The organism is Micromonospora sagamiensis (genome assembly GCF_014680085.1).
GTDB classification, from domain to species: Bacteria; Actinomycetota; Actinomycetes; order Mycobacteriales; family Micromonosporaceae; genus Micromonospora; species Micromonospora inyonensis.
The window spans coordinates 1,099,334-1,119,455 of the sequence record NZ_AP023438.1 but is presented as its reverse complement, the minus strand read 5'-3'; the positions used below and the strand labels follow the sequence as shown (position 1 = coordinate 1,119,455).

The following is a 20,122-nucleotide window of genomic DNA, read 5'->3' as shown; positions in this document are numbered from 1 at the left end:
GTCTCCACCACGCCGGGCCCTTCCCGTCGTACGTGTCGGTCAGGAGTCGCCGCCGGTCTCACCGACCGGTGCGGCGTTGACGTCTCCGATCGCGTACTTGCGAGCCGCCTCGGCCGGGACCTCGGCCGGCACCGCACCGCGCAGCGCCAGCTGCCGCAGCGTCGCCACGGCCACCGACTCGGCGTCGACGTGGAAGTGCCGGCGCAGCGCGTGCCGGGTGTCCGACATGCCGAACCCGTCGGTGCCCAGCGAGGTGTAGTCGCCCGGTACCCAGCGGGAGATCAGGTCCGGTACGGCGCGCATCCAGTCGCTGACCGCGACCTTCGGCCCCTCGGCGTCGGCCAGCTTCTGCTGGATGTACGGCACCCGCTGCTCCCCGCCCGGGTTGAGCAGGTTGTGCTCCTCGCACTCCACCGCGTCGCGGCGCAGCTCCGTCCAGGAGGTCACCGACCATACGTCGGCGGCCACGCCCCAGTCCTGGGCGAGCAGCTGCTGGGCCTTCAGCGCCCACTGCATGCCCGTGCCCGAGGCCAGGATGTTCGCCCGGGGGGCCTCGCCGTGGGAGTTCACCGAGGGCGCGGGGGAGTAACGGTAGATCCCCTTGAGCAGCCCCTCGACGTCCACGTCGGACGGCTCGGCCGGCTGGAGGATCGGCTCGTTGTAGATGGTCAGGTAGTAGAAGATGTTCTCCTGCGCCTCGCCGTACATGCGGTGCAGGCCGTTCTCGACGATGTGCGCGATCTCGAACGCGAACGCCGGGTCGTACGCGACCACCGCCGGGTTGGTGGCGGCGATCAGGTGCGAGTGGCCGTCCTCGTGCTGGAGGCCCTCACCGTTGAGCGTGGTCCGCCCGGCGGTGGCACCGAGCACGAAGCCCCGGGCCATCTGGTCGGCCGCCGCCCAGAACCCGTCGCCGGTGCGCTGGAACCCGAACATCGAGTAGAAGATGTACAGCGGGATCATCGGCTCGCCGTGCGTGGCGTACGCGGAGCCGGCCGCGGTGAACGAGGCCACCGAACCGGCCTCGTTGATCCCCTCGTGCAGGATCTGCCCGGTGGTCGACTCCTTGTACGACAGGAACAGCTCCCGGTCGACCGAGGTGTACTTCTGCCCGTGCGGCGAGTAGATCTTCTGCGTCGGGAAGAGGGAGTCCATCCCGAAGGTGCGGGCCTCGTCCGGGATGATCGGCACCCAGCGCTTGCCGAACTCCTTGTCCTTCATGATGTCCTTGAGCAGCCGGACGAAGGCCATCGTGGTGGCCACCTTCTGCTTGCCGGACCCACGCTTGACGTCGGAGAACCGCTCGCTGCCCGGGATGGCCAGGGACTTCTGCTCCGTCCGGCGGGACGGCAGGTAGCCGCCGAGCTGCTGACGCCGCTCCTTGAGGTACGACATCTCCTCGGAGGAGTCGTCGGGGCGGTAGTACGGCGGGAGGTACGGGTTCTCCTCCAGCGCCTTGTCCGGGATGTCCAGGTAGAGCCGGTCGCGGAAGGTCTTCAAGTCCTCCAGCGTCAGCTTCTTCATCTGGTGGGTGGCGTTCCGGCCCTCGAAGTGCGAGCCCAGCGTCCAGCCCTTGATCGTCTTGGCCAGGATGACCGTCGGCTGCCCGGTGTGCTCCATCGCCGCCTTGTACGCCGCGTAGAGCTTGCGGTAGTCGTGCCCACCCCGCTTGAGGTTCCAGATCTCGTCGTCGGAGAGGTGCTCGACCATCTTGCGGGTCCGCTGGTCGCGGCCGAAGAAGTGCTCCCGCACGTACGCCCCGGACTCCGCCTTGTAGGTCTGGTAGTCGCCGTCCGGGGTGGTGTTCATCAGGTTGACCAGCGCGCCGTCGGTGTCCGCGGCGAGCAGCGGGTCCCACTCCCGGCCCCAGACGACCTTGATCACGTTCCAGCCGGCGCCCCGGAAGAACGCCTCCAGCTCCTGCATGACCTTGCCGTTGCCCCGGACCGGGCCGTCCAGCCGCTGGAGGTTGCAGTTGATGACGAAGGTGAGGTTGTCCAGCTCCTCGCGGGCGGCCACGCCGATCGCGCCGAGCGACTCCACCTCGTCCATCTCGCCGTCACCGAGGAACGCCCAGACGTGCTGCTGGCTGGTGTCCTTGATGCCCCGGTGGTGCAGGTAGCGGTTGAACCGGGCCTGGTAGATCGCGTTCAGCGGGCCGAGACCCATGGAGACCGTCGGGAACTCCCAGAAGTCCGGCATCAGCCGGGGGTGCGGGTACGACGGCAGCCCGCCACCCGGATGGGACAGCTCCTGGCGGAAGCCGTCGAGCTGGTCGTCGCTCAGCCGCCCCTCCAGGTACGCGCGCGCGTACATACCGGGGGAGGCGTGCCCCTGGTAGAAGATGTGGTCGCCGCCACCCGGGTGGTCCTTGCCCCGGAAGAAGTGGTTGAAGCCGACCTCGTAGAGCGAGGCGGAGCTGGCGAAGGTGGAGATGTGCCCGCCCACGCCGATCTCGGGGCGCTGCGCCCGGTGCACCAGCATCGCCGCGTTCCACCGGATGTACGCCCGGATCCGCCGTTCGATGTGCTCGTCACCCGGGAACCACGGCTCGCGCTCCGGCGGAATGGTGTTGATGTAGTCGGTGGTGGTCAGCGACGGCACCCCCACCTGGCGCTCGCGGGCCCGCTCCAGCAGGCGCAGCATGACGTAGCGCGCGCGCTTGTTCCCGCGCTCGTCGATGACACCGTCGAGCGACTCGACCCATTCGCTGGTTTCGTCAGGGTCGATGTCCGGAAGCTGGCTCGGCAGACCGGCGGTGATCACCGGGCGCTTGCGTTCCGTGGCCACAGGCGTTCCCTCGGTTGTGTGTGGGATAGGTCTCTAGCGCCATCCTGCCCTCTGGTGGCGTCCCTCGTCACGTCTGCCTCCCCGAGACGCGACGCTCAACACAGGTACCGACCAGTAACTTTCGAGCGGGTTGCGACCGTTCGCCCGCCCGGCCCGGAGGTACGCTTTCCTGAACCGGCGGCCAGGCCCCGGTCCATGCCCCCGAGCGCCGGCCCGCGGCCCCGTCCGGGCCCCGCCCCGGCGGGTGCCCGCGCTGGGCGGCTTGCCTGCCGTTCCTACCGTGGGCGCATGACGATCCGACGCGCTCTGGCCGGTGCCCTCGTCCTGGTCGGTGGCCTCACCCTGATGGTGACGGTTCTCGGCATGCTCGGTGGCAACGGCGCCCTGGCGCCCTTCGCCTTCCTCGGGCTGGTGCTGGGCGGGGTGGGCATCCGGCTTCTGGCCGATCCCCGTCGGTCGCGGCCCGGCGCCCGCCGGCCGCGCGGCGGGTACGCGGTCGCCGCCGGACAGCCGTACGCCGCCCCCACCGGGGACGTCGGGTGGTACGGCCCCGCCGACACCGACCATTCCCACCGGGGCTCCTCCAGCGGCCACCCGGGCGGCTCGGACGGTGCCCACCAGAGTGGCTTCGACAGCGGCTCCTCCGGTAGCGGCTGGTCGGGTGGCGGCGACAGCGGCTCCTCCGGTGGTGGCTGGTCGGGCGGCGGCGACAGCGGTGGCTGGTCGGGCGGCGGCGACAGCGGCGGCAGCAGCTACTGACTCCACGGACCCGCCCCCGGCCGCGCGCGCTGCGGCAGAATCGGCGTATGCGCAGTGAGGTGATCACGGTCCAGACCGGTTCCCGGCCCACCGTCCGGGACATCACCGCCGAGGCCGAGCGGTTCGTCTCCGGTCAGGGCGACGGACTGCTGCACGTCTTCGTGCCGCACGCGACCGCCGGGCTGGCGATCATCGAGACCGGCTCCGGATCCGACGACGACCTGCTCAGCGCACTCGACGACCTGCTGCCCACCGACGACCGGTGGCGGCACCGGCACGGGTCACCCGGGCACGGCCGGGACCACGTGCTCCCGGCGTTCGTCCCGCCGTACGCGACGGTGCCGGTGCTCGGCGGCCGGCTCGCCCTCGGCACCTGGCAGTCGATCTGTCTGGTCGACACCAACGGCGACAACCCGACCCGGCAGGTCCGCTTCTCCTTCCTCCCCGGCTGACCTGCTTTCCGGCGTGGGGTGCGGCCGGGGTGCGGGACGCGACTACGCTCGCGCCGATGAAGGCAGAGAACGTCGACGCACCCATCGCCGCGGTGACCGTCTACGCCGACCGGGCCCGGGTGACCCGGCGCGGCACCGTCCCCCTGGCCGCCGGTGAGCACCGGCTGCGGATCGGGCCACTCCCGCTCGGCCTGCGCCGCGACTCGCTGCGGGTCGGCGGCCGGGGGCCGGCCACCGTCCTCGGGGTCGACCTGGTCACCCGGCACCAGTCGCGCAGCACCGACGAGCAGGCCGTCGAGCTGGAGCAGCGCCGCCGGGCGCTCACCGACGAACTGGCCGCGCTGGACGGCGCGGACGCCGTCGAGGCCCAGCGCGCGGAGTTCCTCACCCTGCTGTCCCAGCGCGCCGGCGGGACGTACGCCCGGGCACTGGCCAGCGGTGACGCGGCCCCGGCGGACGCCGTCGCCTTCGCCGACCAGGTCGCCGGGCAGCTCACCGCCGGGCACGAACGGAAGCGGGAGCTGGCCCGGCGGCGGACCGACCTGTCGGAGTCGCTCGCCGCCGTCGACCGGCAACTCCAGGAGGTACGCGCCAAGCGGGCGCCGGACCGCCTGTTCGCCGAGGTGACCGTCCAGGTCACCGCCGAGACCACCGCCGAGGCCACCCCCGCCGCTGCCGGGTCCACGGCCGACTCCGCCGCCGATCTGGAGCTGGAGCTGACGTACGTGGTGGACGGCGCCCGCTGGCAACCGTCGTACGACCTGCGGCTGGTCGACGAGGTCGTCACGCTCACCTGGTTCGGGCTGGTCAGCCAGGAGACCGGCGAGGACTGGCCGGAGTGCCGGCTCGAACTCTCCACCGCCCGACCGGCGGTGACGGCGACCGTGCCCGAGTTGTCGCCGTGGTACCTGGACCGGGTCCGGCCGCTGCCCCCACCGCCGATGCCGATGGCGGCGATGCCCGGCGGTGGGCTCCCGAAGCCCACCCCGCCGCCCGGGGCGTTCGGCGCGGCGGAATCCGCCCGGGCCGGCACGGCCCGGTCCGCCCCGGTGCGGCAGAGCGTCGCCGAGGTGGAGCAGGGGCTCGCCGCCGCGACGTACCGGCCGGCCCGACCGGTCGCGGTGCCGGCCGACGGCACCGCGCACCGGGCGACGGTCGCGGTGCTGGACCTGCCGGCGACCCTGGACCACGTCACCGCGCCGGTCCGCGAGCCGACGGCCTACCTGCGGGCCACCGTCCGCAACACCTCCACGCACACCCTCCTGCCCGGCCCGGCGGCGATCTTCCACGGTGCGGACTTCGTCGGCAGCACCCGGTTGCGGGCCTGGGCACCGGGCGAGGAGACGGAGCTGGCGCTCGGCGTGGACGACCGGGTGCGGGTGGAGCGGAAGCTGACCCGGCGCAGCGACACCCGCGCCACGCTGGGCTCGACGCGGCGACGGGACGTGGAGTACGTGGTCACCGTCGCCAACCACACGCCGCGCCTGGCGACGGTGACCGTACGGGACCAGCTGCCGGTCTCCCGGGACGAGGGCGTGGTGGTCCGCGAGGCGCGGCTCGACCCGACCCCGGACGAGCGTACGGAACTCGGTGAGCTGACCTGGCGGCTGCGGCTCGCGCCGGGCGGCACCGGCGAGGTGACCCTGGGCTTCCGGGTGGAGGTGGCCAAGGGCGTCGACCTCGCCGGCTGGCGCGACTGACCCCGCAGGATCGCCGTGGAGCCCCGGGCGAGCGCCCGGGGCTCCTCCGCCCACCTCAGGTGGCCGGGTCAGGGCGGGCCACCTCAGGTGGCCAGGTCGCGGCGGGTGAAGCGCCAGGTGCCCAGGGCCACCAGGACGGCGGTGGTGCCGAGCAGGGCGAGTACGCCTGCGGGCTGCACGCCCTCCACCAGCGGGTCGCCGCCGAGGTACCAGTGGAACGGCGACACCTCCCGGGCCCAGCCCAGCCCGTCGACCTGGGGCAGGACCGAGTTGGCCAGGTAACCGAGCACGGCCACCCCGGCACCGGTGCCGAGCGCGGCGACGCGCCGACCGGTGGCCGCGCCGACCGCGAAGGCCAGCGCCGCGAACGCCACCCCGAACAGGGCCAGGTGCAGGGTCATCGCGGCGAAGCCCGCGGTGGTGACCCCGGCGAACTCCACCGCCCCGCTCAGCGCGACCATCGCCAGCCCGAGCAGGACGGTCACCCCGACCACCCCGACGGCGAGCGCGGCGAAGCGGTGCAGGGCCAGCCGGACCCGGCCGACCGGGTGGGCCAGCACCAGGTCGAGGGTGCCGGCCTCCTCGTCCCCGGCGACGGCGCGGGTGCCGCCGGCGATCGCCAGGACGGCCACCAGCAGGGGGATCAGGAGACCGTAGACGGCGCTGCCCAGGTAGCCGGCCGCGCTGGTCAGGTCGCGGTAGTTGAACGCCTCCAGCAGCCCCTCCGGGTAGGCGGCCATCGCCTCGGCCATCTCGGGGCTCTGCATGGTCGGCCAGAAGGAGGCGTACATCGTGCCCACCGCGACGATCGCCAGCGCCCAGCCGAGCAGCGAGCGGCGGGCGTCGTGGAGCGCCTTGGTGAACGGGTCACGCAGCAACATGCGGGGCCTCCTCGCGGGCGTAGTAGCCGAAGAACAGCTCCTCCAGGTCGGGCTCCTCGGAGAGCAGGCTCACCACGGTGTGCCCGGCGGCGGCCTTGACCAGGGCGTCCGCCCTGCCGTCCAGCCGGCAGCGCAGGGTCGAGCCGGTGACGGTCACCTCGCTGACCCCGGGCAGCGCGGAGAACTCCCCGGCCGCGACCGGGTCGGCGAAGTGGATCTCGACGTGCCGTACCGCCCGTTCCCGCAGCTCCTCGACGCGCTCCACGGTGACCAGCCGGCCCTCGCGGATGATGCCCACCCGGTCGGCGGTCTGCTGCACCTCGCTCATCACGTGCGAGGACATGAAGACGGTCTGGCCGGCCGTACGGGCCTGGCGGACCATCGCCACGAACTCCTGCTGGAGGAACGGGTCCAGGCCGCTGGTCGGCTCGTCGAGGATGAGCAGCTCGGGCGTGTGCATGAACGCCTGGATCACCCCGACCTTCTGCCGGTTGCCCTTGCTCAGCGCCCGGATCCGTCGGTTGAGGTCCAGGTCGAGCCGGTCGGCCAGCTCGGTGATCCGGGGCGCCGGCACACCGCCGCGCAGGTTGCCGAGGTAGGTCAGCAGCTCCCGCGCGGTCTGCCGACCGTCCACGGTGAAGTCACCGGCCAGGTAGCCGACCCGCCGACGCAGCGCCACGCCGTCCCGGCGCGGGTCGACGCCGAGCACGGTCACCCGGCCGCTGGTGGGACGGATCAGGTCGAGCAGCAGTCGGATGGTGGTGGACTTCCCGGCGCCGTTGGGGCCGAGGAAGCCGTAGACCTCCCCGCGTTCGACCCGCAGGTCCAGCCCGGTCAGGCCGCGGCTGCGGCCGTACGTCTTGACCAGGGCCTCGGTGCTGATGGCCGACTCATCCATCGGCCTCTCCCTTCCGCAGTCGTTCCGCCTGGAAACGGGTGACGAGCGCGGGTAGTTCGCGCTCGATGAAGGCGTAGAAGTCGCGCATCACGCGCAGGCGTTCCGCGCCCGGTGCGTCCGGGTCGCCGACCAGGTCGAGCCCGCGCTCCATCAGCTCCCGGAACGCCCGGAACTTGGTCGGCTCGGCGACGATCCGGATGATCGCGTCGGGCTGGATCTCGTAGGCGTGGCCCCGGTGCCCGGGGACCGGCACCCGTCGGGCGAGCCCGCTGCTCTCCAGCATCCGCATGCCGGTGCTCACCGAGCCCTTGGAGAGCCCGAGGCCGGTGCTGAGCTGGGCGCTGGTCTGCCACGGCGGGTCGCAGACCAGCAGCCAGCCGAGCAGTTTCCCGTACGCGGGGGGCAGTCCCATGCCGGCCAGGACGACGGCGGCGTCCTCGGCGTACCGGCGTCGGGGTGGCAGTTCGATCAGGGGTTCCGTCACTGTTCCATCCGTTCAGAAAGTTCTGAACGAAGCATACAACTAAAACGATGCCGATGGATGATCGAGCCGTAGGATGTAAGACATGACTCAGGGCACCGTGACCTCCGCCACTCCCGGCGACCGCGCGGGGCTCGCCGGGGACGCGGTGCGCCGGATCATGCACCTCGCCTCGGCGATCCGTCACTACCAGGACGTCGACATCGCGGAACTGGGCCTCACCCCGGCGGTCGCCCGAGCGTTGCACGAACTCGACCCCGACCACCCCGTGCCCGCCCGGGACCTCGCCGAACAGCTCCGCTGTGACCGTTCCAACGTGACCGCCCTGGTCGACAAGCTGGAGCGGGCCGGGCTGGTCGAGCGCCGCGTCGACCCCGCCGACCGGCGGCTCAAGACCCTGGTGGTGACCGAGGCGGGCCGACAGGTGCGCGTCCGGGTGCACCAGGTGCTGTCGGACTCCCGACTGCTCGCCGACCTCGGCACCGAGGAACTGGCCGCGCTGTGCGGACTCGTGCGGAAGGTCTCCGGCGGCTGGACCCCGCCGCAGGGCGGCCCGGGCTGACCGCTCGGAACGCGCGGACCAGGGCCGGAATCACCGCCCGGCGGGCCTCGACGGCCGGGTGATCGCCGCCGTCCGGTCCGTGTCCGAGTGGGCAGGGTCGGCCGTTGTCGGTAATGCTGTCCGACGTGACCACCCCGCAAGATCTCGACGACCGGTTCCGGGAGAGCCTGGCCGCGTTGGCCGGTGCGGCGCAGCGACGGGACCCGGACCAATCCGTCCGGGACGGCGCCACGCTGACCGGGACGCGAGCGCTGGAACTCTTCGACGCGCAGGTCACCAGCCGGCAGCTCGACCTGGCGGCGCGTTGGCTGCGCAGCTTCGGTGAGGGCTACCACACGATCGGCTCCGCCGGGCACGAGGGCAACGCGGCGGTGGCCGCGGCGCTCCGCCCCACCGACCCGGCGCTGCTGCACTACCGCTCCGGCGCGTTCTACTGCGTCCGGGCCGCCCAGGTCCCGATCGGGCAGACCGACGCGGACGCCGCAGCGGCGGACGACGGTGACGGCGCGGCGCCGGACCCGTACGCCGGTGCGGTGCGGGACGTGCTGCGCGGCGTGGTCGCCTCCGCCGAGGATCCCATCGCCGGCGGCCGGCACAAGGTGTTCGGCCGGGCCGACCTGGCCATCGTCCCGACCACCTCGACCATCGCCTCGCACCTGCCCCGCGCGGTCGGTATGGGGCTGGCGCTGGAACGGCTGCGCCGGCTCGACGGCATCGGCCGGCGGGCCGGGGGACGGGCCGGCGGCGTGGGTGTCAGCCGACCGGCGTGGCCGTCCGACGCGCTGGTGGTCTGCTCCTTCGGCGACGCCTCGATCAACCACGCCAGCGCCACCGCCGCGCTCAACACCGCCGGCTGGTGCGACCACACCGGGCTGCGGGTCCCCGTGCTGTTCGTCTGCGAGGACAACGGGCTCGGCCTCAGCGTCCGCTCCCCGAAGGGCTGGGTGGAGGCGATGCTCCGGTCCCGGCCGGGAATCCGCTACTTCGGGGCGGACGGGTGCGACCTGGTGGCGGCGTACGAGGGGGCGGCCGAGGCGGTGGCCTGGGTCCGCCGGCACCGGCGTCCGGCCGTGCTGCACCTGGACACCGTCCGGCTGATGGGGCACGCCGGACCGGACGACGAGGCCGCGTACCGCAGCACCGACGAGATCGCCGCCGACCTGGACCGGGACCCGGTGCTGGCCACCGCGCGGCTGCTCGTCTCCGCCGGCCTCGCCGATCCCGCCGAACTGATCGCCCGGTACGACGAGATCGGCTGGGAGGTCCGCAATGCGGCCGAAGAGGTCCTCGGCGAGCCGAAACTCGCCTCGGCGGCCGACGTCGTCGCCCCGCTCGCGCCCCGCCGGCCGCTCCGGGTGGCCCGCGCGATCGCGGACGCCGCCGCGCGGGCCAGCGGCCCCGGGGCGGCGGCCCGGGCTGCCGCGTTCGACGGGAAGCTCCCCGAGCTGGCCGGGCCGCTCACCCTCGCGCAGAGCGTCAACGCCGCACTCGCCGACGGCATGCTCGACCACCCCGAGATGGCCGTCTTCGGCCAGGACGTGGCCGCCAAGGGCGGGGTGTACGGGGTGACCAGGGGGTTGCGCGACCGGTTCGGCGTCTCGCGGGTCTTCGACACGCTTCTCGACGAGACCTCGGTGCTGGGGCTCGGCCTCGGCGCGGGGATGGCCGGGATGCTGCCGGTGCCCGAGATCCAGCACCTCGCGAACCTGCACCACGCCGAGGACCAGCTGCGCGGTGAGGCCGCCACCATGCAGTTCTTCTCGAAGGGGGCGTTCCGCAACCCGATGGTGGTCCGGGTGGCGGGGCTGGCGTACCAGGAGGGGCTCGGCGGGCACCTCCACAACGACAACTCGGTGGCCGTACTGCGGGACGTGCCCGGCCTGGTGGTCGCGGTCCCGGCGCGGGCCGACGACGCCGCGCCGATGCTGCGCTCCTGCCTGGCCAGCGCGGCGGTGGACGGCAGTGTCTGCGTCTTCCTGGAGCCGATCGCGCTCCACCACACCCGGGACCTCTACGCCGAGGGCGACGGTGAGTGGCTCGACCCGTACCAGGGGCCGGGCGGCTGGGCCGGCGCGCACGTGCCGATCGGCCGGGCCCGGGTGTACGGCGTCGGATCCGCCGAGGACATCACCATCATCACGTTCGGTAACGGCGTTCGGATGTCCCTGCGCGCGGCGGCCCACCTCGCCGCCGAGGGGGTCGGCAGCCGGGTGGTGGACCTGCGCTGGCTCGCGCCGCTGCCCGTGCCGGACATCATGCGGGAGGCGTCGGCAACCGGTCGGGTGCTGGTGGTGGACGAGACGAGGCGTTCCGGAGGGGTCGGCGAGGGGGTGATCGCGGTCCTGGTCGACGGCGGTTATGTCGGATCTGCCCGGAGAGTGGCCGCAGTCGACTCTTTTGTACCGTTAGGTCCGGCGGCGCGGCAGGTCCTGGTGTCGGAGGAAGCCATTACCCAGGGTGCCCGTACGCTGCTGGCGCGGTAAATTCCGTTCCACCCGGTGCGCCACTTGCGCCGGAGGGCTCGAGTGTGTGGACTTTGCCTAACGGTGTCGGAGGAGATGCCGGGAGCAGCGATGAGATGAGGAGGCACGCGACAGTGAGCGCGACCGCTGGTCAGGCCGCCGACGGGGTACGCAGCCTGGCGGACCGGTTCGGGATCGAGCCGGGGATGGTCGTCATGGAGATGGGGTACGACGAGGACGTCGACCACGATCTCCGGGACGCCCTTACCGACCGCTGTGGAGAGCTGGTCGACGAGGACACCGACGAGGTGGTCGACGCGGTGCTGGTCTGGTACCGGGACGGCGACGGTGACCTCTTCGAGATCCTCGTCGACGCCCTCGGCCCGCTGGCCGACAACGGCGTCGTGTGGCTGCTGACGCCCAAGGCCGGGCGGCAGGGGCACGTCGAGCCGAGTGAGGTCGCCGAGTCCGCGCAGACCGCCGGTCTCCAGCAGACGTCGACCGTCAACGCCGGCCGGGACTGGAGCGGTGCCCGTCTCGTCCCGCGGCGTGGGACCAAGGGCAAGAAGTAACAGCCACCCCTCGCCACCGGGTGTGGCAGGCTGGTCCCACCCGTGACTAACCAAGGAGCTTGCATGCCGATCGAGGTTGGCGCCGAGGCGCCGGACTTCGTGCTCAAGGACCAGAACAACCAGGAGGTCCGTCTCTCGGACTTCCGGGGCAAGCGCACCGTGCTGCTGGTCTTCTACCCGCTCGCCTTCACCGGCATCTGCCAGGGGGAACTCTGCGAGGTGCGGGACAACCTCAACGAGTACGTCAACGACGACGTCCAGGTCCTCACGGTGAGCGTCGACTCGGTCTACGCGCACAAGATCTGGGCCGAGAAGGAGGGGTACCAGTTCCCGCTGCTGGCCGACTTCTGGCCGCACGGGGCGGTCGCCCAGGCGTACGGGGTCTTCAACGAGGTCGCCGGCATCGCCAACCGGGGCACCTTCGTGATCGACAGGGCCGGTGTGGTCCGCTTCGCCGAGATGAACATGCCCGGTGAGGCCCGCGACCAGCAGGGTTGGCGCAAGGCGCTGGCGGAGACCGCCGCCGCCTGAGATCCCACCCGGCATACGGTTCGACCGGGCCGGTGGCCGGCAGGTAAGCTGCCAGCCACCGGCCTGCCGTACGGGCGTCCGGGCGCGTAGCTCAGTGGGAGAGCACTCGCCTTACAAGCGAGGGGTCGCAGGTTCGAAACCTGCCGCGCCCACATCCACCACCAGCGCGGAAGCGCTTCCGAAGATCCGCTTTTCCGGGGCCCCTTGGCGGCGGTACCGCCCACCGTGGTCAGCTGGGAAAGACAGCCAGCCGGCGCGCGGTGCCGCCGTGTCGATTGTCAGTAGTTGACGTAGGCGGCGACGGCGAGGTGATCGGAGTACGCGCCGCCGGTCAACGACGTGCTGATGGTGCCGGCGTTATTGAAGCCGTTGCCGCTCTTGACCAGGAGGTAGTCGATCCGTCGGCTGCCGAGCGTGTTGTGCTCCGGAGGGCAGTGGGGGGTGCCGCACCTCTCGGCGATCGGGTCGCGGTACCCGAAGCCAATGGCGTCGTTCCACCAACCTGCGGTGCCGGGCCCGGTGTTGGCGTCCCCGGCGACGATCTTGAGGGTGCCGCCGAGGCGGGTCATCGCCTCGTCGGCCTCCCTGATGTTCTCGGCCGCGCACTGCTCGCCGTACCAGGTGTTGGTGGGCCAGTGGATCGAGGCCACCGAGACGTCCTGGTTGGCGATGTTGTCGTGCAGGCGGATGGCGATGTTGTGCACTCGGTCCTGGCTGCTGCTGGTGGGTTCGAGGTTCTGGCACGGGCCGGTGCCGGTGTTGTAGTTCTCCGGGGCGTCGGAGCGCCAGCGGGTGGCGTCCTCGTAGGTGAACCGGTCGGAGCGGTAGATGACCGCGTTGGTCTGCTGGTTCTTCAGCTTGCCGCAGGTGCTGGTGTAGCCCATCGAGCCCGGGTTGGCGATCGCGATCTGGCCGGCGTACGTGCCGGGCAGTTGGTCGGAGAGGTACCGGGTCAGCGTGTCGAGCTGCGTCTGGTTCGACACCTGTTGAACGGTGAAGATATCCGGGCTCAGTGGTCGGCCCTTGATGTAGTTGACCAGACGGCTCCAGATCTTGTCGTCGGCGCAGGAGGCCGGCAGCCAGTTCTCGATGTTGTTGTTGTAGACCACCAGGAAACTGGGGGACGTGTTGACGGCGGCCGAGGCGGGGGTAGCGCTGACGACACCGATCGTCGCCGTGGTGAAAGCCGTGGCCAGTACGGCGACGACGCCGCGCAGAAAGCGGCTGCTACGGATGGACACCTTTCCTCCTCTGATTTGTCAGCATCGGGGCATGGTGATGTGGTGATCCGAACTCGCCGCGGTCGGCGGGCCTCCCGCGCCCCTCGGGCAGTGCGCATGTCGAGATCCTTCGATGACTGCGTAGATCTTGGCAGGGGTTTTCATCGATGGCAATGATGCTCTTTGGGCTGCCTGGCTGGATGACGATCGGCGTGTACAGAACTGGGCACCTGTGGACGGCGGTGGACGCGAGCGCCGGCATACGGCCTGACATGGCTGGTAGAGGAGTCCTGACCGTTGCCTGAGGGCCAAGGAGTTGTGTCGCCCATCGTGGACGCAACGCAGCGGAGGCACCCTCGGGTGAGGGTGCCTCCTGCGAGCAGCCGAGACGATGGTGCGAGGGTTGAGGTCCCTGTCTACCAGTCGCAGTTGGCGGCCGGGATCCAGCCGTCCTGCCCCGGCGCCTCTGCCCCATGGCCGTAGTACCACGTCTGGATGTCGCTGCCGCCGTAGATCGAGTGCACGCGGAAGCCTCGCCCGGGGCTCAGGGTGCGGAGGACGTTGCCCCAGGGCTGGTCGCGCAGCCAGGTGGACTGGTTGGTCACGCAGATGTCACCAGGGGTGTCGCTGGCGACGGCCGGCGTGGCCGCCACCGCCGACCCGGCGGCGAGGACGGCCATGACCGTCAGCACGCGTACAACATTGCGCTTCATGCGCTTCCTCTCGATTGATTGCCGTGCGGGCATTCATAACGGTGAAGATTTCGGCGGTGAGTAGGTGTGGCCGGTGATGCCCCACCACAACGGTTCGCCGGTTGGTCCGCAGGTCCGGCGTCAGCCGCAGTGCACATGGCTTTCGAGGATCCACCCGTCCGTGGTGTCGGCCTCGGCGCCGTGACCGAAGATCCAGATGCGCCCGTGGACGTCTCTGATGCTCGACAGGTGGTAGCGGAACCCGCGACCGGCGTGCAGCGTACGCAGGTAGCCGACCCCGCCGTAGCTGTCGTACGAGGCGAACAGCCATCCGTTCGAGCTGAGATTGCAGAGCAGACCGAACGTGCCATGGGCGTGTGCGGGGCTCGCCGTGGCCAGCGTCCCACCACCAACGGTGATCACCAGAGCGGCGAACATGCTGAGAAGTTTCCGCCTCATGCAATTCCTTCCGGTCTTACGGTTCTTCGAACCCGCCGAGTGTCACATGTGGATCTGGGGCCCGGTATGGGAAGGGTTTCCCAGGGCAGGGTCCGGCGCCTGGTCGGCGCATAGGCTCGGCGGGTGCCCGGCCCGATCCCCACCGCGCGCGGCGGTTGACCACTCACGGCGGGGTGACCCGGCGGACCACGCGGAGCAGGTACTCCTCCCGGCGCAGTGGGTTCTGGTCCCAGCGGGGCCGGACGGGAGGCTCGCCCCGCACCGGCCGGTAGTGGTCGAAGGCGCACTCCCAGACGCCCTCGCCGCTGGTCAGCGCGGGAAGTCGTTGTTCCACCCCGTGCACCCGGGCCGCCGGCACCTCGCCCTCCAGCACCTGCGCCGACCCGCGCTGCCCGGTGCCGGTCGTCACCGCCCCGAGTCGGGCCAGGGCCGGCAGGACCGTTCCGAGCTGTGCCGCCGGGATCTCCAGGCGGAAGCGGTGCACCGGCTCGTACACGCGGGTCCCGGCCTGCTCCAGGGCGGACATCAGCACCAGCGGGGTGAGGAGACGGAAGTCCCCGGCGGTGCTGGACATGCTCTTGTCGAACGTGCCGTGCGCGTGACTCTGCCGGGCCCAGTAGCCGGAGTGGGTCATGGTGACCACGCAGTCGGTGACCTGCCAGCCACACAGTCCCTGCTGGAGCGTCCGGTGCACGGTCTCCTCGACGGCCCGGAAGAACGCCGGTGGCATCGAGCCGAGTTCGACGCCGAGCCGGAACGTCACCCCACTGCCGGCGGCGGCCGGCTCGACCCGTAGCCCCACGGTGGCCAGGAACGGGTTCGGCTCCTGACCGATGAACTCGACGGCCGCACCGGTGCCGACCGGCCGTTCCCGGCAGACCGTGGTGGATTCCCGGAAGGTCACCTGGACGCCGTACTCACCGGCCAGCGTCGCCTCGATGACCTCCTTCTGCACCTCGCCGTAGAGCGAGACGGTGATCTCCTGCCGGATCTCGTCGCGTCGCAGGTCGATCAGGGGATCCTGCTCGGCGAGCTGGCTGAGGGCCGGATGCAGGGCGGCCCGGTCGGCGGGACGCCGGGGCAGCACGACCGTCTCCAGGGTCGGGGGCGCGAAGTGGTGCTCCGGTCGGCTCTCCGGTGGAACGCCGATCGGGTCACCGACGCGGACGTCGGCGAGCCCGCGCAGCTTTCCGATCCGTCCGGCGGCCACCGACGTACGCGGGACCGCCTCGCCCCGGTCGAAGACCTCGATCGCGGTGACCCTGCCCTCGGTGTCACCCCGTAGCCGAACCCGGTCGCGCACCCGCAGCGTTCCCGAGAAGATCCGGGCGTACGCGATCTTCTCCCCGGCCGGGCCGCGCTCGACCTTGAAGACCGTGCCGGAGACCGGCCCGTCCGCGTCGCCCCCGGTGGCCGGCAGCAGCTCGGTGATGCCGGTGACCAACGGGTCCACCCCGACGCCCGTGATCGCCGAGCCGAAGAAGACCGGGTGGACGAGCGCCTGCCCGGTCCGGACGGCGAGCTGCCGCCGCAGCCGGCGGTACGGCACGGACGTCTCGTCGCGCACGTACGCGGCGAGCAGCGCGTCGTCGTGCTCGGCGAGCAGTTCGGCCAGCCGGGTCCGGAAGCCGACGTCGTGCGCGCCGTACGGGATGACGCTGGCGTCGCGGGTGCCGATGCGCGCGACGGCGCCCATCGGGACCACCGACGGCCAGAGCCGTTCCGCGATGCTCCGCAGCAGCGCTTCGTCCTGCGCGCCGGCACGGTCGACCTTGTTCACGAAGACCAGCGTGGGGATCCGGAGCCGGTGCAGCGTCCGCATGAGCACCCGGGTCTGCGCCTGGACGCCCTCCACCGCGGAGACGACCAGCACGGCACCGTCGAGCACGCTCAACACCCGTTCCACCTCGGCGATGAAGTCCGGGTGGCCGGGTGTGTCGATCAGGTTGACCGTCACGTCGCCGACGACGAACGACACCACCGCCGACCTGATGGTGATGCCGCGCTGCCGTTCCAGCGCCAGCGTGTCGGTCTGCGTGTTGCCGTCGTCGACGCTGCCGATCTCGTCGATGACCCCGGCGGCGTACAGCAGCCGCTCGGTCAGACTCGTCTTACCGGCGTCGACATGCGCCAGGATGCCCAGGTTGAGAGTACGCACGAAGAGTCGTGTCCTTCAGGTAGGTGGTCGCTGCCTGTGGGGTGGACACGACTGCTCGCATTGCGTTCTCCCTGGTCGGTGGTCTCCTGCCCGGAGTGCATCAATCTGGTGGGATCCGGGCAACCGATTTACCGCAACCAACCGGACTGTCCGGCCGGTCGAGGGGAACCCTGAGGGCCCACCGATCCGTGAGCCGGAGGGGACCATGAGCTACGCCGACGTCAACGGGGTACGCCTGTGGCACGGGTGCCACGGCGCGGGGCCGCCGTTGGTGCTGCTGCACGGCGGAATCGGCTCCGGGGAGATGTTCGCCCCGCTCCTGCCGGCGTTCACCCCCCACCGTCGGGTGATCACCGTCGACCTCCAGGGGCACGGACGCACGCCCGACGTGGACCGTCCACTGCGCCACGAGACGCTGGCCGACGACGTGGCCGCGCTGCTCCGCCACCTCGGGCTGCCCGGCGCGGACGTCCTGGGGTACTCCCTCGGCGGCGCGGTCGCGCTCCGGATCGCCATCCAGCATCCGGGGCTGGTCCGACGGCTGGTCTGCGTCTCCGTCCCGTACCGCCGCGACGGGTGGTACCCCCGGGTGCTCACCGGCATGGCGGCCATGGGGGAGGCGACCGCCGTCGAGGCGCGGGCGTCACCGACGTACGCGCACCACACGCGGGTCGCGCCGCGACCGCAGGACTGGCCGGTGCTCTGGACGAAGCTCGGTGCCCTGCTGCGCCGCGACTACGACTGGTCCGCCGAGGTGGCCGCGCTGACCGTACCGACGCTGCTGGTCTTCGCCGACGCCGACGCGGTGCGGACCGCCCACATGGTGGAGTTCTTCGGCCTGCTCGGCGGCGGTCACCGGGACGCCGGCCCGGACGGCACCGACCGGCCCGCGTCCCGGCTGGCCGTCCTGCCCGGCCACACCCACCACGACATCGTCGGCTCACCCGCACTGTCGGCGGTCGTGCTGCCCTTTCTCACCCACCCGGTCCGCCCACCCGGCTGATCCTCTCCGCCGGTGCCGCGTCACCGGCCCGGCTGCCCTTGTGGTTGCCGGAGGTGGTTGCCGGAGGGTGGTTGCCGGAGGTGGTTGCCGGAGGGTGGTTGCCGGAGGTGGTTGCAGGGGACCCCTGCTCGACAAAAAGCGGTAGGAAGGGGCCCCTGCAACCACCTCCGGCGGCGAGGGGTGTCCGCGCGCCGGGTCGGCCGGTGGGGGCCGGTCGGTGGGGGCCGGTCAGCGCAGGCGGTGGGCCAGCCAGGGCAGCAGCGCGTCGGCCTGGGCCCGCTGGAACGTCCGTACCGTGGGGATGCCGGCCGGCGCGGGCTGCCGGGCGGCGTCCAGGAAGAAGCCCGCGAACCCGGCGAGCACGCCGGTCACCGCGTCCGGGTCGACGTCGGCGGTCAGCGGCCCGGCGCGCAGCAGCGCCTCGGGGTCGTGCCCGCCGTACAGCGCGACGTTGATCAGCAGGAGCACGCTGTCCAGCCAGGCCGGCCCCCGGCAGGCCCACGGCCAGTCGACCACCGTCACCCGTCCGGCCGCGTCGACCAGCAGGTTGTCCGCCCGTACGTCGAGGTGGCAGAGCGTGTCGCCGGCCAGCGCGGCGAGGCCCCGGTCGGCGGCGGCGCACAGCGCGGCCAGGTGCCCCCGCGCCCAGGGGGCGAGGTCCTCCGGCGGGTCGGCGGCGATCCGGTGCCAGCCGGCGAAGTCGTACCCCAGGTTCTCGGCTGCGGTGGGCGCGTGCGCGGCCGGCGCGGGCGTGAGCACGCCGGCCAGCACCACCAGGGTGTCCTGGACGGCGGCCAACTCGTCGGCGTGCCACGGGGTGACCGGGTGGCGGCCGTCGACGTCGGCGTAGACCAGCGCCACCCAGGTGCTGTCGTCGTGGCAGCCGAGCAGCCGGGGCACCGGGGCGTGTGCGGGCAGGGCGGCGACGTTGCGGGCCTCCTGACGGTGCACGTGGGGACTGCGGTCGTTCTGGGCGGAGCTGACCGCCTTGACGAAGGCCCGTCGGCCGTCGGCGGTGCGCACCCGGTCGGCGGTGCCGGGGGAGAAGCCGCCCGGCTGGGACACCGCCGCCACGACCTCACCCCCGATGATCCGCTCCACCGCCACCCGCACCCCGGCGGGCAGGTCGGTCCAGCCGATCCGGCTGTTCGTGGTGGCGTTCATCGGTCCACGGTGACCGGGCCGGCCCCGGCCGGGCAAGCGGATTGGCGCCGGTTGCGACCGGCGGGCCGTCGCGTCCGGTTCCCGCGGGTGGTACGACCCGTCGCCCCGGCGGTCGGCACCGGCACCCCGCGACCAGGCATGGCCGGGGCAGCGACGGGTAGGCGGTGGGGAACCGGCGGGGGAGGGGCGGCATGGGGGAGCTGACCATCGGCGTGCTGGGCTCGTACGGGGGGCGCAACCTCGGGGACGAGGCGATCCTGACCGCCCTCCTGACCGACCTGCGCAGCCAGCAGCCGCACGCCCGGATCGTGGTCTTCTCCCGCAATCCCACGCACACCCGGACCCACCATCCGGGTGTCGAGGCGGTGCCCTGGGAGGGGGTCAGCCGGGTCGACTCGGCGGCGGTCCTCGACCGGCTCGACCTGCTCATCCTCGGCGGCGGTGGCATCCTCTACGACCGGGAGGCCCGTCGCTACCTGCGGGTGGTCCGGGTCGCCCAGGAACGCGGCCTGCCGCTGCTGACATATGCGGTCGGAGTCGGGCCGCTGACCGAGGCCGTGGACTGCGGCATGGTCCGCGAGACGCTGACCAGCGCCACCGAGGTGACCGTACGGGACGAGGAGTCCCGGGTGGTCCTGGAGGAGGCCGGCCTGCTCACCCCGATCACGGTCACCGCCGACCCGGCGTTCCTGCTGCAACCGGAGGACTTCCCCGCCCGACTCCTGCGCGAGGAGGGCGTACCGGACGGCAAGCGGCTGGTCGGGATGAGTGTGCGGGAACCGGGCCGGGCCGCCGAGCGGCTGGACGTGGACGCGTACCACCGGCTGCTCGCCCAGGTCGGCGACTTCCTGGTGCACCGGATCGACGCCGACGTGGTCTTCGTGCCGATGGAACGCGACGACATCCGCCACTCGCACGGCGTGATGTCCCACATGACCGCCGCCGACCGGGGCCGGATCCTGCACGGTGACTACTCACCGCCGCAGGTGCTGGGGCTGATGCGTCACTTCGACCTGGCCGTCGGGATGCGCCTGCACTTCCTGATCTTCGCGGCGATGGCGAACATCCCGTTCCTGCCCCTGCCGTACGCCGGGAAGGTCTTCGACCTGGCCCAGCGGCTCGGCGTGCCGGCGCTCAAGGGGGTGGCCCGGGAGGTCGAGGGCCCGCTGCTGGCCGAGGTCGACCGGCTCTGGGACGAACGCGACAGGCGTGCCGAGTCCGTCTCCCTGCGGGTGGCGGAGATGTGCGAGCAGGCCCGGAGCACCTCCCACGTGACCCGGGCGGTGCTGGACGGTCTGCGCTCCCGCGCCCTCGCCCGGGTCACCGCCTGAGCGTCAC

18 protein-coding genes and 1 tRNA gene are annotated in these 20,122 nt (G+C 72.1%); 10 read left to right on the top strand and 9 right to left on the bottom strand.

Translation table 11 applies throughout. The features are described 5' to 3' along the window. Positions 1-39 precede the first annotated feature (39 nt). Positions 40-2,790, bottom strand: a complete 2,751-nt coding sequence (gene aceE, locus IGA62_RS04540) for a pyruvate dehydrogenase (acetyl-transferring), homodimeric type (RefSeq protein WP_190289255.1) — start codon at positions 2,788-2,790, stop codon at positions 40-42. A gap of 288 nt (positions 2,791-3,078) precedes the next feature. On the opposite strand from aceE, the gene IGA62_RS04535 reads away from it, so the two are divergent. The 3 genes from IGA62_RS04535 to IGA62_RS04525 are packed head-to-tail and all read left to right on the top strand — an operon-like array spanning position 3,079 to position 5,701. After that, a complete protein-coding gene (locus IGA62_RS04535; protein WP_145816112.1) occupies positions 3,079-3,549 on the top strand; it encodes a hypothetical protein in 471 nt (156 codons plus the stop codon). A gap of 47 nt (positions 3,550-3,596) precedes the next feature. After that, positions 3,597-4,001 carry a YjbQ family protein gene (locus tag IGA62_RS04530; RefSeq protein WP_145816113.1) on the top strand — a complete coding sequence of 135 codons (405 nt, stop codon included), beginning with the start codon at positions 3,597-3,599 and terminating at the stop codon, positions 3,999-4,001. A 56-nt stretch (positions 4,002-4,057) separates the two neighbouring features. Continuing rightward, entirely contained in the window at positions 4,058-5,701 is a 1,644-nt protein-coding gene (locus IGA62_RS04525; protein WP_145816114.1) for a DUF4139 domain-containing protein, read from the top strand. An 83-nt stretch (positions 5,702-5,784) separates the two neighbouring features. On the opposite strand, the gene IGA62_RS04520 is transcribed toward IGA62_RS04525, so the two are convergent. The 3 genes from IGA62_RS04520 to IGA62_RS04510 are packed head-to-tail and all read right to left on the bottom strand — an operon-like array spanning position 5,785 to position 7,892. After that, positions 5,785-6,582 carry an ABC transporter permease subunit gene (locus tag IGA62_RS04520; protein ID WP_145816115.1) on the bottom strand — a complete coding sequence of 266 codons (798 nt, stop codon included), beginning with the start codon at positions 6,580-6,582 and terminating at the stop codon, positions 5,785-5,787. Then, the gene (locus IGA62_RS04515) at positions 6,569-7,480 is read right to left on the bottom strand and encodes an ABC transporter ATP-binding protein (protein WP_145816116.1); all 912 of its coding nucleotides are present in this window, start codon (positions 7,478-7,480) and stop codon (positions 6,569-6,571) included. Before IGA62_RS04515 ends, IGA62_RS04520 begins: the two co-directional genes overlap by 14 nt. After that, the gene (locus tag IGA62_RS04510; protein ID WP_145821801.1) at positions 7,473-7,892 is read right to left on the bottom strand and encodes a GbsR/MarR family transcriptional regulator; all 420 of its coding nucleotides are present in this window, start codon (positions 7,890-7,892) and stop codon (positions 7,473-7,475) included. Before IGA62_RS04510 ends, IGA62_RS04515 begins: the two co-directional genes overlap by 8 nt. A 154-nt stretch (positions 7,893-8,046) precedes the next feature. Between IGA62_RS04510 and IGA62_RS04505 the strand changes: the two genes are divergently transcribed. The 5 genes from IGA62_RS04505 to IGA62_RS04485 all read left to right on the top strand — a co-directional run bounded on the left by IGA62_RS04505 (position 8,047) and on the right by IGA62_RS04485 (position 12,240). Next, a complete protein-coding gene (locus tag IGA62_RS04505; RefSeq protein WP_145816117.1) occupies positions 8,047-8,523 on the top strand; it encodes a MarR family winged helix-turn-helix transcriptional regulator in 477 nt (158 codons plus the stop codon). A gap of 113 nt (positions 8,524-8,636) precedes the next feature. Next, a complete protein-coding gene (locus IGA62_RS04500) occupies positions 8,637-11,006 on the top strand; it encodes a thiamine pyrophosphate-dependent enzyme (protein ID WP_145821802.1) in 2,370 nt (789 codons plus the stop codon). A 113-nt stretch (positions 11,007-11,119) separates the two neighbouring features. Further along, on the top strand, positions 11,120-11,557 hold the full coding sequence (locus tag IGA62_RS04495; protein WP_145816118.1) for a DUF3052 domain-containing protein: 438 nt from the start codon (positions 11,120-11,122) through the stop codon (positions 11,555-11,557). Between the two features lie 63 nt (positions 11,558-11,620). Beyond that, the gene (locus IGA62_RS04490) at positions 11,621-12,088 is read left to right on the top strand and encodes a peroxiredoxin (protein WP_145816119.1); all 468 of its coding nucleotides are present in this window, start codon (positions 11,621-11,623) and stop codon (positions 12,086-12,088) included. 80 nt (positions 12,089-12,168) lie between these two features. Next, positions 12,169-12,240, top strand: a tRNA-Val gene (locus IGA62_RS04485). 126 nt (positions 12,241-12,366) lie between these two features. Here IGA62_RS04485 and IGA62_RS04480 read toward each other — a convergent pair. From IGA62_RS04480 to IGA62_RS04465, 4 genes are all read right to left on the bottom strand, one after another. Next, positions 12,367-13,329 carry an exonuclease/endonuclease/phosphatase family protein gene (locus IGA62_RS04480; RefSeq protein ID WP_145816120.1) on the bottom strand — a complete coding sequence of 321 codons (963 nt, stop codon included), beginning with the start codon at positions 13,327-13,329 and terminating at the stop codon, positions 12,367-12,369. A 395-nt stretch (positions 13,330-13,724) separates the two neighbouring features. After that, a complete protein-coding gene (locus tag IGA62_RS04475) occupies positions 13,725-14,021 on the bottom strand; it encodes a hypothetical protein (protein ID WP_145816121.1) in 297 nt (98 codons plus the stop codon). Between the two features lie 120 nt (positions 14,022-14,141). Further along, complete coding sequence (locus IGA62_RS04470; RefSeq protein WP_145816122.1) at positions 14,142-14,459, bottom strand: hypothetical protein; 318 nt, start codon at positions 14,457-14,459, stop codon at positions 14,142-14,144. Positions 14,460-14,622: 163 nt separating this feature from the next. After that, a complete protein-coding gene (locus tag IGA62_RS04465) occupies positions 14,623-16,617 on the bottom strand; it encodes an elongation factor G (protein ID WP_145816123.1) in 1,995 nt (664 codons plus the stop codon). 205 nt (positions 16,618-16,822) lie between these two features. Between IGA62_RS04465 and IGA62_RS04460 the strand changes: the two genes are divergently transcribed. Beyond that, the gene (locus tag IGA62_RS04460; protein ID WP_145816124.1) at positions 16,823-17,620 is read left to right on the top strand and encodes an alpha/beta fold hydrolase; all 798 of its coding nucleotides are present in this window, start codon (positions 16,823-16,825) and stop codon (positions 17,618-17,620) included. A 228-nt stretch (positions 17,621-17,848) separates the two neighbouring features. On the opposite strand, the gene IGA62_RS04455 is transcribed toward IGA62_RS04460, so the two are convergent. Beyond that, positions 17,849-18,784, bottom strand: a complete 936-nt coding sequence (locus IGA62_RS04455; protein ID WP_145816125.1) for a phosphotransferase — start codon at positions 18,782-18,784, stop codon at positions 17,849-17,851. A 191-nt stretch (positions 18,785-18,975) separates the two neighbouring features. On the opposite strand from IGA62_RS04455, the gene IGA62_RS04450 reads away from it, so the two are divergent. Beyond that, positions 18,976-20,115, top strand: coding sequence for a polysaccharide pyruvyl transferase family protein (locus IGA62_RS04450; protein ID WP_145816126.1), 1,140 nt, complete (start codon positions 18,976-18,978; stop codon positions 20,113-20,115). The last annotated feature ends 7 nt before the right edge of the window (positions 20,116-20,122 follow it).